Genomic DNA, 13,321 nt, shown 5'->3' with positions numbered 1-13,321 from the left:
AGGACGGGGAAGACGGCAACGGACGACACGGGGTGTCCGGACCTCGCGGTCGGTTATCCCCAGAATACGAGGCTGTAGACGTAGGCGAAAGCAAACGTCCAACGCAGACCAAACCGGAGGTGACGTCATGGCTCCATTGTGGCCCATCTCGCCCTCCTTCCCCCAAAATCGTGACACTGACGCACCACAAAATCCGTACATCGACGTCATGTCTCTGTTTCATCAAGCTTGCCACGTACGAGCGATGCCGGGAGCACCGCATCCGGGCCGAATCGCCGGATCGCCTTGTCCATGGCCTGCTCGGCCTCGCGCCAGCCGGTCTCCCGCTCCCCCAGGCCGAGCTGGCGGGTGGCCTCCTGCGCAGGTCGCAGGTTTTCCATCCGGACCCCGACCAGGCGCAACCGCACCCGCTCGAGGCCGGCGGCCTGGAACAGCTCGCAGGCGGTGGTGTAGATCACTTGGGCTACGTCGGTCGGTTCGCGCAACGTGCGCGAGCGGTTGATCGTGGTGAAATCGGCTCGGCGTAGTTTCACACTTACAGTTCTTCCCACGTGTCCGGCCTTACGCATCCTGGCGGCCACCCGCTCGGACAGGCGCAGCAGCTCCCGCCTGATCACCTCGGGGTCGTCCACGTCCGACGCGAACGTCTCCTCGTTGCCGATGCTCTTGTCCGGCACGTGGGCGCTCACCACCCGCTCGTCGCGCCCCCAGGCCAGCGCCGCCAGGTGGCCGCCGGCGGCCTGGCCCAGCTCGCGCCGCAGGGTGTTGGGAGGCACCCTGGCCAGGTCGCCGACGGTGCGGATGCCCAGGCGTACGAGGGACTGCTCGGTGCGCTCACCCACGCCCCACAGCGCGGACACCGGCAGCGGATGGAGGAAGTCCACGACCTGGTCGGCGGGCACCACCAGCAACCCGTCGGGCTTGCACTGCTTGGAGGCCAGCTTTGCGACGAATTTGCTGCTGGCCACGCCGACGGAGCAGGTGATGCCGAAGCGGTCGAGGACCTGCTCCCTGATCGTGGCGGCGATGGCGGCGGGCGGGCCGAGCCTGCGCCTGGCGCCGCCCACATCAAGGAACGCCTCATCGGACGCGATGGGCTCGACCAGCGGGGTGATCGTGTGGAAGATCTCCATGACGCCCTTGGAGACCTCGGCGTATTTGCCGTGGCTGGGCGGGATGATCGTGGCCTGCGGGCAGAGCCGGCGCGCCCTGCTCATCGGCATCGCGGAGTGCACGCCTTGGGCCCTGGCCTCGTAGGTGGCGCTGAGCACGACGCCCCGCCCGGCGGGCGAGCCCACGATCACCGGGCGGCCGCGCAACTCGGGACGGTCGAGCAGCTCGACGCTGGCGAAGAACGCGTCCATGTCGACGTGCAGGATCGGGCAGCCGCTGTCATCGACCCCGGTCCGCGGAGCGGGGCCGATGCCGGTGATCTGCTTGCGAGACACGCCGCCGATTCTATCCGAACATGCGTTCTACATCGAGGGGACTGTCATCTGGCGCCTCAGTTCCTGTGTCCGAGAACGTGCAGCTGCGTGGCGATGTCCCGCAGCACGGGGTGGGTCGCTGCGGCCTGCTCGAGGGCCACGAGGGCCTCGGCGGCGCCGGGCTCCCCGTCGACGAGCCTGCTCGGCACCAGATCGGCGAAGACCCGCACGCCGTGGATGGCGCCGATGGCGAAACCGGTCGCGGTCAGCAGCTCGGAGAGGGTGTCGGCGGCGAAGCGGCGGGGCGTGGGATCGCGGTCACCCCAGCTGCCCTGGGGATCGTCCAGCACCGCCCGCGCCTCGTCGAACTGGCCCGCGAGCGCCCGGTGGATGGCGCTGGCGACCGGGTTGGCGGCCAGCACGCTCACGGCGCCGCCCCTGCGCAGCAGGCCCGCGACGGCGGTCAGCGCGCTGATCGGGTCCTCGACGTATTCCAGCACGCTGTGGCACAACACCAGGTCGGCGCTGTCGCGGCTGAGCAGCTCGCCCAGGTCGGCGGCGTCGCCCTGCAGCGAGCGCACGCCCACGCCCCGCTCCTTGGCCCGGCGTTCCAGTGCGGCCAGGGAGTCGGGGCTCGGGTCGACGACGGTGACGGTGTGACCGAGCGCGGCCAGCGGCACGGCGAACCCGCCGGTGCCGCCGCCGGCGTCGACGATGTCGAGCGCCTCGCGGCGGGTGGCCGCCGTCCGCTCGGCCAGCACGGACCGCAACGCGTCCCAGACGACGGCGGTCCGCACCGCCGGGGTCCTCGTGACGCCTTCACCACGCAACGTCGGCTCCCTCTCCCTCTCTAGCTGCTTATTCGCGGACGGGCCCCAGCCTACGCCGACGCGCGATCGCCCGCTCGCCCCCGGCGACACCCGTCCGTCGTGGCCCTCGAGGGGTGCGGCGGCGCTAGCCGTCGAAACCGGCCGCCAGCCTCTTCGGCGCGCGCAGCCGCCACGCGTCGGCCAGCAGTTCGCCCATCTCCCCGGCGTCCACCGCCCCGAACCGCACCAGAACCGAGGCGTGCCCGTCGTAGTGCGGCGTGGTGAAGAACTTGGCGGGCTCGGCCGCGATGAGCGCCGCCTTCTCCTCCTGGGTGCCCAGCGGCAGCACCAGCACGTCGCCCTCTTCCCTGACCCTGGCGAACCACTTGCCCCGGACGTAGAAGGCGGGCGTGCCGTACATGGTCTTCTCGGTGGTCTCGGGCAGCGCCAGCGCGATCCGGCGCACGTCGTCCTCGGTCACCATGGGCACACCATACGCACTCACGGAAAGAGGCGCGTCGCGGCTGGTGACGCGCCACTTGTCCGTACCGCTCACCCGCCGCACGGCCAGGCTCGCGCCCTGAAGGCGGTACGACACCTGACCGCGCGACGGTACACGTCCCTCGCCTTCGCGAGCCGTGCAGGCTGGCGTGGTTGGAACGTACCCCGAACGCGCGGCTCTGGCCGCGTCCAAAGGGGTGTCTAAAGGGTGAGGCTTGGCTTGAGTTGCTTGAAGCGGGCCAGCAGCCCGTTGACGAACTGGGGGGACTCGTCGGTGGAGAGCTCACCCGCCAGGTGCACCCACTCGCTGATGACCACGCCCTCGGGCACGTCGGGCATCCACAGCAGCTCGTACGTGCCGCCGCGCAGCAGGTTTCGATCCACGGCGGGCATGCGGTCGAGCGTCCAGCCCTCGGAGTAGGTGGTGATCAGCTCGTCGATGCGCGCGTGCTGCCTGGCGACGCCCTCGACGATGGTCGAGGTGTATTCGTTCACCGGGGGGTCCTGCCGCTCCACGCGCTCGGCGAGGATCTTCAGCGGATCCTCGCCGCGCAGCTCGGCCTCGAAGAGGATGTCGAGCGCCCGTCTGCGTGCCTTGCCGCGTGCCGACACCTCAGGCCCGGCCGAGGTATTCGCCGCTGCGGGTGTCGACCTTGACCTTTTCGCCGGTGGTGATGAACAGCGGCACCTTGATCTCGGCGCCGGTCTCCAGCGTGGCGGGCTTGGTGCCGCCGGTGGAGCGGTCGCCCTGCAGGCCGGGCTCGGTGTTGGAGATGGTCAGCTCGACGGCGGCGGGCAGGTCGATGTAGAGCGCGGAGCCCTCGTTGAACGCGACCGTGGCCAGGGTGTTCTCCAGCATGTAGTTGGCGGCGGTGCCGACGGTGCCGCTGGGCACGTTGACCATGTCGTAGGTCTCGGTGTCCATGAACACGAACTCGTCGCCGTCCTTGTACGAATATTGCATCTCGCGCTTGTCGACGTTGGCCACCTCGACCTTGACGCCGGCGTTGAAGGTCTTGTCGACGACCTTTCCGGAGAGCACGTTCTTGAGCTTGGTGCGCACGAACGCGCCACCCTTGCCCGGCTTGACATGCTGGAACTCCACGACGGCCCACAGCTCACCACCGTCGAGCTTCAGCACGATGCCGTTCTTGAGGTCGTTGGTCGTCGCCACTCGTTCTTCTCCCGCGTGCGGCCGCTCTACAGGACGAGCAGCTCCTTGGTCGTCTTCGTGAAGAGTTCCGGCCCGTCCTCACGTGTCACGAGGGTGTCCTCGATGCGAACCCCTCCCCGGCCCGGCAGGTAGACCCCAGGCTCGACGGTGATCGGAACTCGATCCTTTAGTCTACCGGTCCTTGAGGGGCCCAGGAACGGCTCCTCGTGGATCTCCAGGCCGACTCCGTGCCCCAGACCGTGCCTGAAGTGGTCGGCGTGGCCCGCGTTCCCGATGACGGATCGGGCGGCCGCGTCCACTTCCCTGGCCCCCGCGCCCGGGGCCAGCGCGTGCCTGCCCGCGCGCTGCGCCTCGGCGACCAGGTCGTAGATCTCGCGCTGCCACCCGGCGGGCGGGCCGAGGCAGACCGTCCTGGTCATGTCGGCGTGGTAGCCGTGGTAGCGGGCGCCGAAGTCCATGGTGACCAGGTCGCCGATGCGCAGCTCCCTGTCGGTGGGGGCATGGTGCGGGATCGCGCCGTTCTCGCCGGCGGCCACGATCGTGTCGAACGCGGGCTTGTCGGCGCCCAGCTCGGTCATGCGGTTGTCGAGGAGCCGGGCAAGGTCCCGTTCGGACAGGCCCTCACGGATATTTCCCGAAATATCGGCGAAAGCCTGATCCGTGATCTCGCAGGCGGTACGGAGCAGCTCCAGCTCGCCGTCGTCCTTGACCGCGCGCAGCACCTCGACCACCGGCCCCAGCGGCACCAGTCCTTCGCCGCCCAGCTGGCGACCCAGCCGGTGGTACGTGGCCACGCTCATGCACGCCGCCTCGATGCCCGCGCCCGGCGCCGCCAGCCTGCCCGCCACGTCCGCCGCCTCGACCGACGGAACGCCCAGCGTGCGCGCCTTGTCGATGTAGCGGTTGTCCGTCGCCAGCAGCGCCGTCCCGTCGGTCTTGACCAGGACGGCCGCGTTCGAGCTGGCCAGCCCGGTGAGGTACTGGACGTTGACGGGAGAGGTGACGAGCAGGGCGGGGACCTCATGGGCGGGCAGCAGCTCGGCGAGCCGCGCCCGGCGCGCCGGGTAGTCGAAGGTCATTGCGCCAATGTACGTGTTATGACCCTCACGTCACTATTGCCACCAATCGTTCGCCCGCCCTGCGGCCACCGGCCGTCAGCCTCTCGGAAGCCGCCATTCCCGGACGAACTCCGGCAGCGGCCCGGACGGTTCCAGGTCGCCCTTCTCCTGCGCGCTCGCCAGGTCGCGGTACACGCCGGCGACCTGGCTGAGCCCCGGGTCGATCTGCCCGTGGTCGAACTTCTTGGCGGCCTTCCTGAGCTTCTCGCGCGCCTTGCCCGCGACCTCCGGGTTGATCCCGCCCAGGGTCTGCTGGGCCGTCAGCGCCTCGTCGAACTCCTCCAGCCACTTGCCCCATCCGCCGGGCGGAATCGAGTCCCCCAGGGTGGCCTTGGGCGGCGCCGTCCCACGCAGGACGGTCGGCTCGCCGGGTCCGAGGGTGGCCACGAGGCCGGGTGACGGCTCGCTGGTGGGCGGCTCGCTGGTGGGCAGCTCGGTCGGGAACGACTGCGTGGTGGGCACGGCGGCCGGGGTCGGGGTCGACGCCACCGGATCCTCGCGTGCGCCGGCCCACACCACCATGCCCACGGTCACCACCACGATGATCGCCACGGCCGCCCCGAGCTGCAGGAACAGCTTGCGGTTGGGGGACGGCTCCGGCTCCAGGTCACCGGCCTGGTAGATCGCGGTGTCACCGGCTCGCGGGCTCGCACCCGCCACGCCGGGGCGCGTGGCACCGGCCGCGAGGCCGCCGTCCCGCAGAGAGACGCCGGTCACGGGCGGGGCCGCCGGATTGGCGCGCGGCCTGGCGATGGCGGCCAGCGCCCGCCGGATCGCCTCACCGCTGGCCGGGCGTTTCGAGGGCTCTTCCGCGATCATGGCCAGCACCAGCCGATCCAGCTCGGCAGGCACCTCACCCCTGATCGCACTGGGCGGCACGGGCTCGGCCCGGCGCACCCCCGACGCCCCATCCGGCGTCCCAGCCTCACCGCCGGATGCGCTGGGCGTGCCTTCGAAGGGCGGACGCCCGCACAGCAGCTCGTAGCAGACGCAGCCGAGCGCGTACAGATCTCCCGAGGCCTGTGCCTCCTGTCCGGCGGCCCGCTCGGGCGCCAGGTACCGGCCGCCGCCCGACGGAGGCTCCCGATCGTCCATCCCGAACCCGACAACCTTGAGCACCCCGCTCCCGGCCCGGCGGAAGCTGTCGGGATCGACCTGCCCGTGCACGACCCCGGCCCGGTGCGCGGCGTCGAGCCCGGCCGCCGCCTGCCCGATCAGGTCGCACACCTCGACGATCTTCAGTGGTCCCCTGGCGGCCAGTTCCTCGCCGAGGCCGAGCCCGGTGAGGTACTCCATCACCAAGAACGGCGCCCCGTCCTGGTCGCCGACGTCCAGCACCATGGCCACGTTCGGATGGATCACCTTGGCGACGGCCTGGGCGTGTTGCCTGAGCACCTCCCGCGTCGCGGCCCCCGCCGCCCTGGCGCCGAGCACCTTCACGGCCACGACCCAGTCGGCCCGCGTGTCGTACCCCCGCCACACCTCACCCATCGGCCCGCTGCCGATGCGCTCGTCAAGCCGGTAACGGTCAGCGACCAAGGACGGCGCCGCGTCGGACATATCCCCGCCAATTACTCGAACATCAGGATTTCCGACCAACCATAGGCCCCCACGGTCTCTGACGCCCCACCGTCGCCGAAGCGTGACCGCCACCGCTATCCGGCGATCTCCTTGATCTGTTCGATCAGCCGCACCCGGTCCTCGTGCGTCCTGCCGAGCGGCGCCACGTTGAGCGTGGTCACCCCGGACTCCTTCATCGCCTGTACGCGCTCGCGCACGAACCCCTCGCTGCCCACCAGCGACATCCTCTCCAGCAGCTCGCCCGGGACCAGCGCCGCCGCCGCCTCCCTCTTGCCCTCGAGGTAAAGGTCCTGGATCTGCTCGGCCTCCTTCTCGTAGCCGTAGCGCCTGGCCAGGTCGTTGTAGAAGTTCCGGCCCTTGGCGCCCATGCCGCCGATGTACAGCGCCGCCATCCCCCTGCCGAGCTCCAGCAGCCCGGCCACGTCGTCGCCGATCGCCAGCGACGCCTGCGCGATCACGTCCAGCTCACCCAGCCCGGGGTCCCGCCGGGCCTGGCCCGCGGCCAGCGAGGCGCCCCAGACGTCGGCGGCCTTCTCGGGGACGTAGAAGATCGGCTGCCAGCCCTCGGCCACCTCGGCTGCCAGCTCGACGTTCTTCGGCCCGATGGCGGCGATCACGATGGGGATGCGGGGCCGTACCGGATGGTTGATGAGCTTCAGCGCCTTGCCCAGGCCCGTGCCCTGCTCGGGCGGGAGCGGCAGCGTGTAGTGCTTGCCGTCGTACTCCAGGCGCTCGCGCCGCCACACCTGGCGGCAGATCTCGATGATCTCCCTGGTACGCCCGAGCGGCGCGGTGTACGGCACCCCGTGGAACCCCTCGATCACCTGCGGCCCCGAGGCGCCGAGACCCAGCGTGAAGCGCCCGTCGGAGACGAAGTCGAGGCCCGCGGCCGTCATGGCCAGCAGGGTCGGCGTGCGGGAGTAGATCGGCAGGATGCCGGAGGCGATCTCCAGCCGCTCGGTCCTGGCCGCGATGTAGCCCAGCTGGCTGACGGCGTCGAACGTGTAGGCCTCGGCCACGAAGACGATGTCGAGCCCCGCCTTCTCGTAGTCGGCCAGCTCCGCGACCGTCTCTTTGAATCCGCCCGAGTAGTTGAGTGCCATACCGATGCGCATGCCGGGCTCCCACTGAACCGAATGATATTCCGTTTCGATGGCAACAGGTTATCGCGTCGGCGTGTCTCGTACGGAGCGGCTAGCCTGGTTCGGATGCTGAGCCGGGTTGTCGTCGTCGTGTCCGCCGTGCTGGCCGTGGCCCTCGCGGGGCACCGGCTGATCCCGGCGTTCGGCGGGTTCACCCCCGTGATGGAGAGCCTGCTGCCGTGGCTGGGGCTGGCGGTCCCGCTGCTGCTCGTGGCCGGTGTGGTGGCACGTTCCAGGCTGGCCACCGCGGCGGCGCTGATGCCGGGAGTGGTGTGGGCGGTGATGTTCGGCTCCACACTGTTCCGCACGCCGCCCGGAGGCCCCAGCGACCTGGCGGTCGGCACGGTCAACGTGGGCGTGCGCAACAACGCCTCCGGCGAGGCCGTGCGGGTGATCGCCAAGGATCTCGACCTGCTGGCCGCCCAGGAGCTGACCGGCGGCGGGCCCGCGGCCAAGCAGCTCAACAAGATGTTCAAATACCGCTACCCGGTCAGCACGGTCGGCCTGTGGAGCCGCTACCCGATCAGCGACGCCAAGCCGCTCGACGTGGGCCTGGGCTGGCCGCGAGCCCTGCGCGCCGTGGTCACCACGCCGAAGGGCAAGGTGACCGTCTACGTCATGCACCTGGCCTCCGCCCGTCCGGGGGCCACCACCTCGCGCGACGCCTCGCTCGCGCGGGCGCGCAAGCTCATCGACGCCGACTCCAGCAAGCGGATCCTGCTGCTCGGCGACCTCAACACCGCCACCACCGACCGGGGCATGCGCGGGCTGACGCCGCCGCTGACCGACGCGCAGAGCGCGGCCGGCGACGGGTTCGGGTTCACCTGGCCGTCGGAGTTCCCGATCACCAGGCCGGACCACATCCTGTTCAAGGGGATGACGGCCACCGAGGCAGGCGTGGCCCCGGCGACCGGCAGCGACCACCGGGCGGCCGTGGCGTCACTGCGTTTCTAGCAGGTGCAGGTCCTCGGGGGTGTCGATGTCGGTGGGGTCGCCGTGTTCGTCGCACGGCACCTCGGTGACCAGCTCGGGATGCGCCTTGATGAACGCCCTGGCCCCGACGTCGCCCACGGCCAACTCGGCCACCTCGGCGAAATGCTCGCGAGTGATGAGCACGGGGTTCCTGCGCCGACCTCCGTAGGTGGCGACGGCCAGGTCGGCACTCGCGTCGATCAGCGCGCGCACCGCGCCCGGGCGGATGAGCGGCTGGTCGACCAGCGCGATCACGACGGCTTCCGCCTCTTCGGGCAGCGCGCCGAGCCCGACCCGCAGGGACGAGCCCATGCCGGTCGCCCAGTCGGGGTTGCGCACGGTCACGGCGCCACGCACCTGCACCGTGGCCGCGCCGAGCACGACCACGACGGGATGGCAGCCGCCGTCCGCCAGCAGCCGCACGCCGCGGTCCACCAGCCGCTCGCCCGCGTACTCGACCAGCGCCTTGGGCGTGCCCAGCCGGGCGCCCTGACCGGCGGCCAGCAACAGCCCCGCGACCCGAGAGGTCTTCATGAGACCTCGTGGTGGATGCGGCCCTCCGTGCTGGACAGCGGGCGGCCCGAGCCGCCCCAGCGAAGCTGGATCAGCTCGGCGGCGATGGACACAGCCGTCTCCTCGGGGGTACGCGCGCCGAGGTCGAGGCCGATCGGCGACCTCAGCCTGGCCAGCTCGGGGTCGGTGAGGCCGGCTTCGCGCAGCCGGTCGAGGCGGTCCTCGTGGGTACGGCGGGAGCCCATCGCGCCCACGTAGCCGGCGTCGGTGCGCAGCGCCACCTCCAGCAGCGGCACGTCGAACTTGGGGTCGTGGGTGAGCACGCAGATCACCGTGCGCTCGTCCACCGGCACGGAGGCCAGGTAGTCGTGGGGCCACTTGACCACCACCTCGTCGGCGTCCGGGAAGCGCTTGGCGGTGGCGAAGATCGGGCGGGCGTCGCAGACCGTGACGTGGTAACCGAGGAACTTGCCCACCCTGGCCACGGCCGCGGCGAAGTCGATCGCCCCGAACACCAGCATGCGCGGCGGCGGCGCGAACGAGTGCACGAACACCGCCAGGTCGTCCAGCCGCCGCTCCCCCTGGCCGCCGTAGTGCCTGATGCCGGTCAGGCCCTGGGCGAGCATGCCGCGGGCGTCGTCGTCCACGGCCTCGTCGAGGCGTTCGAGGCCCAGGCTGCCGGAGGCGCGCTCCGACCAGATGATCCGGCGGGCGCCGACCTGGCCGGGCCCGGAGACGATGGTGGCGACGGCGACCGGCTCGTGCGCCTCCACGGACGCCGCGATGTCCCCCAGTTCGGGAAATGTCTCGATCGAGATGGGTTCGACGAGGATGTCGATGATGCCGCCACACGTGAGCCCGACGGCGAACGCGTCGTCGTCGCTCACGCCGTACCTCTGCAGGACGGGTTCGTCGATCTCGGCGGCGAGTTCGAACACCGCGCCCTCGACGCATCCGCCGGACACGCTGCCCACCACCTCGTCGCCGCGCACCGCCATGGCCGCCCCCGGCGGCCTGGGCGCGCTGCTCCACGTGCCCACCACCGTGGCCAGCCCGAACCTGAGCCCGGACCTCCACCAGCGCATGATCTCCGGCAGCACGTCACGCATGGGCGAGCCTTTCGCTGAGTCGTTCGTAGGCGGCCAGGCTGTGCCCGGCCACCAGGTCGTCGAGGTACGGGAGGGCGGCGCGCATGCCTCCGGTGAGCGGCTGGTAGTCGTCGTACCCCTTGTGTGGGTTTACCCAGATCACCCGGTGCGCCTGCCTGGCCAGCCTGGCCATCTGCGTCCCCAGGAGCTCTGGATCGCCGCGTTCCCACCCGTCCGAGGCGATCACGGCGATCGCCCCTCTCGCGCTGAAACGGGCAAGGTATTCCCTGAGTTCCTCCCCCAGCCGCGTCCCTCCACTCCAGTCCGGGATGGCCTTGGACACCTCGTTGAGCGCGGTGCCGGGGTCGCGGTGCCGCAACTCGGCCGTGATCGGGGTGAGCCTGGTGCCGACCGTATAGACCCTGGTGGCCCTGGGCTCGCTCCTGACCAGCGCGTGGGCGAAGCGCAGCAGCGTCTCCGCGTAGGGGGCCATCGAGCCGCTGACGTCCACGAACAGCACCACCGTACGCGGCCTGGTGGTGTGCCTGCGGTGCCGCAGCCGGGCGACCTCGCCCTTCCTGAGCGCGTCGCGGATCGTGCGGCGCTGGTCCAGGCCGCCGCGGTGCGCGCTCTCGAACCGGCGCGAGCGCCGCCGCGCCCGCCCGCTCCTCAGCATGGCCAGCATCCTGTGCACCTCGGCCCGCTCGGCCTCGCTCAGCCTGGCCACGTCGCGGTGCCGCAGCACTTCCACCCTGCTCGCCGTCGCGGCCGCCGCCGTCCCGTCGTCCCCGCTCTCGCCGTCGCCACGCTCGGCCAGGTGCCGGGTGACGCTCGTCGTGCTCGTACGGGTGACGCCCGCCTTCTGCCCGCCGAAGTAGGCGGCGAAGCACCGGTCGTACCGTGGGAGGTCGTCAGGCGTGGCGCACAGGGTGAGCCGCCCGGCCCAGTAGACCTCGCCGGAATCGCTCACATCGAGGTGGTCGAGGGCTTTGAGGAGATTCTGGGTCCGCTCGTGATCGGCGTTCACCCCGGCCGCGCGCAACGTCCTGGCGAACCCCGTCATGGTGGCGGCCAGCTCATCCATGGGTGAGTAGCCCGTTCCCGAGCACGGTGGAGACGTCCTCACGGTATTTCAGCGCCGCGCCCAGCGTGGCCGCGGCCCGGCCGGGGTCGAGCTCCTTGGCTCCCAGCGTCAGCAGCGCCTCGGTCCAGTCGAGCGTCTCGGCGACACCGGGCGGCTTGACCAGGTCGGCCTGCCGCAACCGCTCGGCCGCCCGCGCCACCTGGATGGCCAGCGTCTCGGTGCAGTCGGGCAGGCGGCGCAACAGGATGGCGACCTCGCGGTCGAAGCTCGGGTGCTCCAGCCAGTGGTAGAGGCAGCGCCGCTTGAGCGCGTCGTGCACCTCGCGGGTCCGGTTGGAGGTCACCACGACCACCGGTGGCCTGCTGGCCCTGATCGTGCCCAGCTCGGGGATCGAGATCGTGAAGTCGGAGAGCACCTCGAGCAGGAACGCCTCGAACTCGTCGTCGGCCCGGTCGATCTCGTCCACGAGCAGCACGCTGGGCTGCGTCTCTATGGCCTTGAGCAAGGGCCTGGCGATCAGGAACCGCCGGTCGTAGATCTCGCCCTCCAGCCTGCTCACGTCGGTGATCCCGGCGGCCTCGGCGGCTTTGAGGTGGAGCAGCTGGCGGGCGAAGTCCCAGTCGTACAGGGCCTGGGCCGCGTCGAGCCCCTCGTAGCACTGCAGCCGGATGAGCGGCGCCTTGAGCAGCGTCGCGAGCGTCTTGGCCAGCTCGGTCTTCCCGACCCCGGCCTCCCCTTCGAGGAAGAGCGGCCGCCCCATCTTCAGCGCCAGGAAGGCGGCCGTGGCCAGTCCTTCGTCGGCGAGGTAGGCGTGCCGGTCGAGGAGCTCGATGAGCTTCTCGGGCGACTCGATGTCCATTGCCCTGATTGTCCGCCGCAGCACCCCTTCAGGCTACGTCTCGGCACCCGGTTCGACGATATTCACCCCTGATCGCAAACAGTAAGCTGTCGATCACTCTTTGGCCTCCCCGCGCTCCCGGATCAGGGCCTCCAGTTCGGCCGTCGCCCGGCGGGCGCGGGGTTTCTCCGAGCCCTGGATGCCCATCGCCCCGATGGTGCGCCCGTCCGAGAAGTCGATCCTCGGCCACGGGTCCCCCACCAGCAGCGTGATCTCCAGGATCTCCGGCCAGGTGTAGCGGTGGGTGCGGACGGCGTTGACGATCGTGATGCCCTCGTCGTCCGCCTCCACCCGCACCCGTCCCAGCAGATGCAGCACGAACGCCACCGCACACCCGAACGCCACGATCGCCAGCCGATCGGGCAGCTTGAACGAGCCGGCGATGAGGACGGCCATGACCACCGCCCCCAGCACGATCAGCACGGCGAATCCGTACGCGACGATCCTTCCCCGGCGTGGGCGCCAGGTGACGGGCAAGGGCGGAGGGGGCACGGGCTGGGGCACGAGGGAAACCTATCGCAGGTCAGTGGAGGTCACGGAGCAGGAGGGCGGTCTCCAGCGCGGCGATGGCTGACTCGTACCCCTTGTCCTCCTTGCTTCCCGGCAGGCCCGAGCGGTCGAGGGCCTGGTCCATCATCTCGCAGGTGAGTACGCCGTTGCCGACCGGAGTCTCCTCGTCCAGGGCGATCCGGGTCAGGCCCGAGGTCACCGAGTCGCAGACGTAGTCGAAATGGGCGGTCTCACCCTTGATGACCGCGCCCAGGGCCACCACCGCGTCGCAACGGCGGGCCAGCGCCTGGGCGACCACCGGGATCTCCAGCGATCCGGGCACCCGCACCACGGTCGCCGTGGCGCCGCTGTCGTCGCAAGCCTGCACGGCCCGGGTCACCAGCTGGTCGGTGATCTTGGCGTGCCAGCTGGCCGCCACCACCCCGACCGTCAGCCCCGAGGCGTCCGGCGCCGCGGCACCCGGCCGTCCCTCCCCGCTCATGCAGCCTCCTCCGTCGGCCACAT

Annotated in this window: 15 protein-coding genes; 1 reads left to right on the top strand and 14 read right to left on the bottom strand. The window is 70.9% G+C overall.

Annotated elements, in window-relative coordinates:
• Positions 1-206: 206 nt before the first annotated feature.
• From dinB to ACFLIM_RS01500, 8 genes are all read right to left on the bottom strand, one after another.
• Positions 207-1,448 carry a DNA polymerase IV gene (gene dinB / locus ACFLIM_RS01535; protein ID WP_393161025.1) on the bottom strand — a complete coding sequence of 414 codons (1,242 nt, stop codon included), beginning with the start codon at positions 1,446-1,448 and terminating at the stop codon, positions 207-209.
• Positions 1,449-1,504: 56 nt separating this feature from the next.
• Positions 1,505-2,257 (bottom strand): methyltransferase domain-containing protein, encoded by a 753-nt coding sequence (locus ACFLIM_RS01530; RefSeq protein ID WP_393161023.1) that lies wholly within the window; start codon positions 2,255-2,257, stop codon positions 1,505-1,507.
• A 124-nt stretch (positions 2,258-2,381) separates the two neighbouring features.
• Positions 2,382-2,720, bottom strand: a complete 339-nt coding sequence (locus ACFLIM_RS01525; protein WP_393161021.1) for an MmcQ/YjbR family DNA-binding protein — start codon at positions 2,718-2,720, stop codon at positions 2,382-2,384.
• 218 nt (positions 2,721-2,938) lie between these two features.
• Positions 2,939-3,349 (bottom strand): transcription antitermination factor NusB, encoded by a 411-nt coding sequence (gene nusB, locus ACFLIM_RS01520; RefSeq protein WP_393161019.1) that lies wholly within the window; start codon positions 3,347-3,349, stop codon positions 2,939-2,941.
• A gap of 1 nt (position 3,350) precedes the next feature.
• Positions 3,351-3,911 carry an elongation factor P gene (gene efp / locus ACFLIM_RS01515; protein WP_393161017.1) on the bottom strand — a complete coding sequence of 187 codons (561 nt, stop codon included), beginning with the start codon at positions 3,909-3,911 and terminating at the stop codon, positions 3,351-3,353.
• Between the two features lie 26 nt (positions 3,912-3,937).
• Positions 3,938-4,990, bottom strand: coding sequence for a M24 family metallopeptidase (locus ACFLIM_RS01510; protein ID WP_393161015.1), 1,053 nt, complete (start codon positions 4,988-4,990; stop codon positions 3,938-3,940).
• Between the two features lie 75 nt (positions 4,991-5,065).
• A complete protein-coding gene (locus ACFLIM_RS01505; RefSeq protein ID WP_393161013.1) occupies positions 5,066-6,589 on the bottom strand; it encodes a serine/threonine-protein kinase in 1,524 nt (507 codons plus the stop codon).
• 95 nt (positions 6,590-6,684) lie between these two features.
• Complete coding sequence (locus tag ACFLIM_RS01500; protein WP_393161011.1) at positions 6,685-7,725, bottom strand: LLM class F420-dependent oxidoreductase; 1,041 nt, start codon at positions 7,723-7,725, stop codon at positions 6,685-6,687.
• Between the two features lie 93 nt (positions 7,726-7,818).
• Here ACFLIM_RS01500 and ACFLIM_RS01495 point away from each other — a divergent pair, with 93 nt between their 5' ends.
• On the top strand, positions 7,819-8,706 hold the full coding sequence (locus ACFLIM_RS01495; RefSeq protein ID WP_393161009.1) for an endonuclease/exonuclease/phosphatase family protein: 888 nt from the start codon (positions 7,819-7,821) through the stop codon (positions 8,704-8,706).
• Here the strand turns inward: ACFLIM_RS01495 and ACFLIM_RS01490 are convergent.
• The 6 genes from ACFLIM_RS01490 to ribH form a co-directional block, all read right to left on the bottom strand.
• Positions 8,692-9,258 (bottom strand): nucleotidyltransferase family protein, encoded by a 567-nt coding sequence (locus ACFLIM_RS01490; protein WP_393161007.1) that lies wholly within the window; start codon positions 9,256-9,258, stop codon positions 8,692-8,694. The genes ACFLIM_RS01495 and ACFLIM_RS01490 overlap by 15 nt on opposite strands.
• Complete coding sequence (locus tag ACFLIM_RS01485; protein ID WP_393161005.1) at positions 9,255-10,346, bottom strand: XdhC family protein; 1,092 nt, start codon at positions 10,344-10,346, stop codon at positions 9,255-9,257. Before ACFLIM_RS01485 ends, ACFLIM_RS01490 begins: the two co-directional genes overlap by 4 nt.
• Positions 10,339-11,409: a vWA domain-containing protein gene (locus ACFLIM_RS01480; protein ID WP_393161003.1), complete on the bottom strand. Its 1,071-nt coding sequence runs from the start codon at positions 11,407-11,409 to the stop codon at positions 10,339-10,341. Before ACFLIM_RS01480 ends, ACFLIM_RS01485 begins: the two co-directional genes overlap by 8 nt.
• Entirely contained in the window at positions 11,402-12,268 is an 867-nt protein-coding gene (locus ACFLIM_RS01475; protein ID WP_393161001.1) for an AAA family ATPase, read from the bottom strand. The genes ACFLIM_RS01480 and ACFLIM_RS01475 overlap by 8 nt, the downstream gene beginning before the upstream one ends.
• Positions 12,269-12,361: 93 nt before the next feature.
• Positions 12,362-12,784 (bottom strand): PH domain-containing protein, encoded by a 423-nt coding sequence (locus ACFLIM_RS01470; RefSeq protein WP_393160999.1) that lies wholly within the window; start codon positions 12,782-12,784, stop codon positions 12,362-12,364.
• A gap of 46 nt (positions 12,785-12,830) precedes the next feature.
• Positions 12,831-13,298 (bottom strand): 6,7-dimethyl-8-ribityllumazine synthase, encoded by a 468-nt coding sequence (gene ribH / locus ACFLIM_RS01465; RefSeq protein ID WP_393160997.1) that lies wholly within the window; start codon positions 13,296-13,298, stop codon positions 12,831-12,833.
• Between the last annotated feature and the right edge of the window lie 23 nt (positions 13,299-13,321).

Origin of the sequence: Nonomuraea marmarensis, assembly GCF_043197025.1 — a bacterium.
Classification (GTDB): domain Bacteria; phylum Actinomycetota; class Actinomycetes; order Streptosporangiales; family Streptosporangiaceae; genus Nonomuraea; species Nonomuraea marmarensis.
The sequence above is the reverse complement of the archived record's forward strand: the minus strand, read 5'-3'. Positions and strand labels throughout refer to the sequence as shown.

Bases quoted from the DNA above. Each gene is read 5' to 3' on its own strand.
- ACFLIM_RS01525 (WP_393161021.1), bottom strand. From the start codon at position 2,720: ATGGTGACCGAGGACGACGTGCGCCGGATCGCGCTGGCGCTGCCCGAG.
- ACFLIM_RS01510 (WP_393161015.1), bottom strand. From the start codon at position 4,990: ATGACCTTCGACTACCCGGCGCGCCGGGCGCGGCTCGCCGAGCTGCTG.
- ACFLIM_RS01505 (WP_393161013.1), bottom strand. From the start codon at position 6,589: ATGTCCGACGCGGCGCCGTCCTTGGTCGCTGACCGTTACCGGCTTGAC.
- ACFLIM_RS01500 (WP_393161011.1), bottom strand. From the start codon at position 7,725: ATGCGCATCGGTATGGCACTCAACTACTCGGGCGGATTCAAAGAGACG.
- ACFLIM_RS01495 (WP_393161009.1), top strand. From the start codon at position 7,819: ATGCTGAGCCGGGTTGTCGTCGTCGTGTCCGCCGTGCTGGCCGTGGCC.
- ACFLIM_RS01490 (WP_393161007.1), bottom strand. From the start codon at position 9,258: ATGAAGACCTCTCGGGTCGCGGGGCTGTTGCTGGCCGCCGGTCAGGGC.
- ACFLIM_RS01485 (WP_393161005.1), bottom strand. From the start codon at position 10,346: ATGCGTGACGTGCTGCCGGAGATCATGCGCTGGTGGAGGTCCGGGCTC.
- ACFLIM_RS01480 (WP_393161003.1), bottom strand. From the start codon at position 11,409: ATGGATGAGCTGGCCGCCACCATGACGGGGTTCGCCAGGACGTTGCGC.
- ACFLIM_RS01475 (WP_393161001.1), bottom strand. From the start codon at position 12,268: ATGGACATCGAGTCGCCCGAGAAGCTCATCGAGCTCCTCGACCGGCAC.
- ribH (WP_393160997.1), bottom strand. From the start codon at position 13,298: ATGAGCGGGGAGGGACGGCCGGGTGCCGCGGCGCCGGACGCCTCGGGG.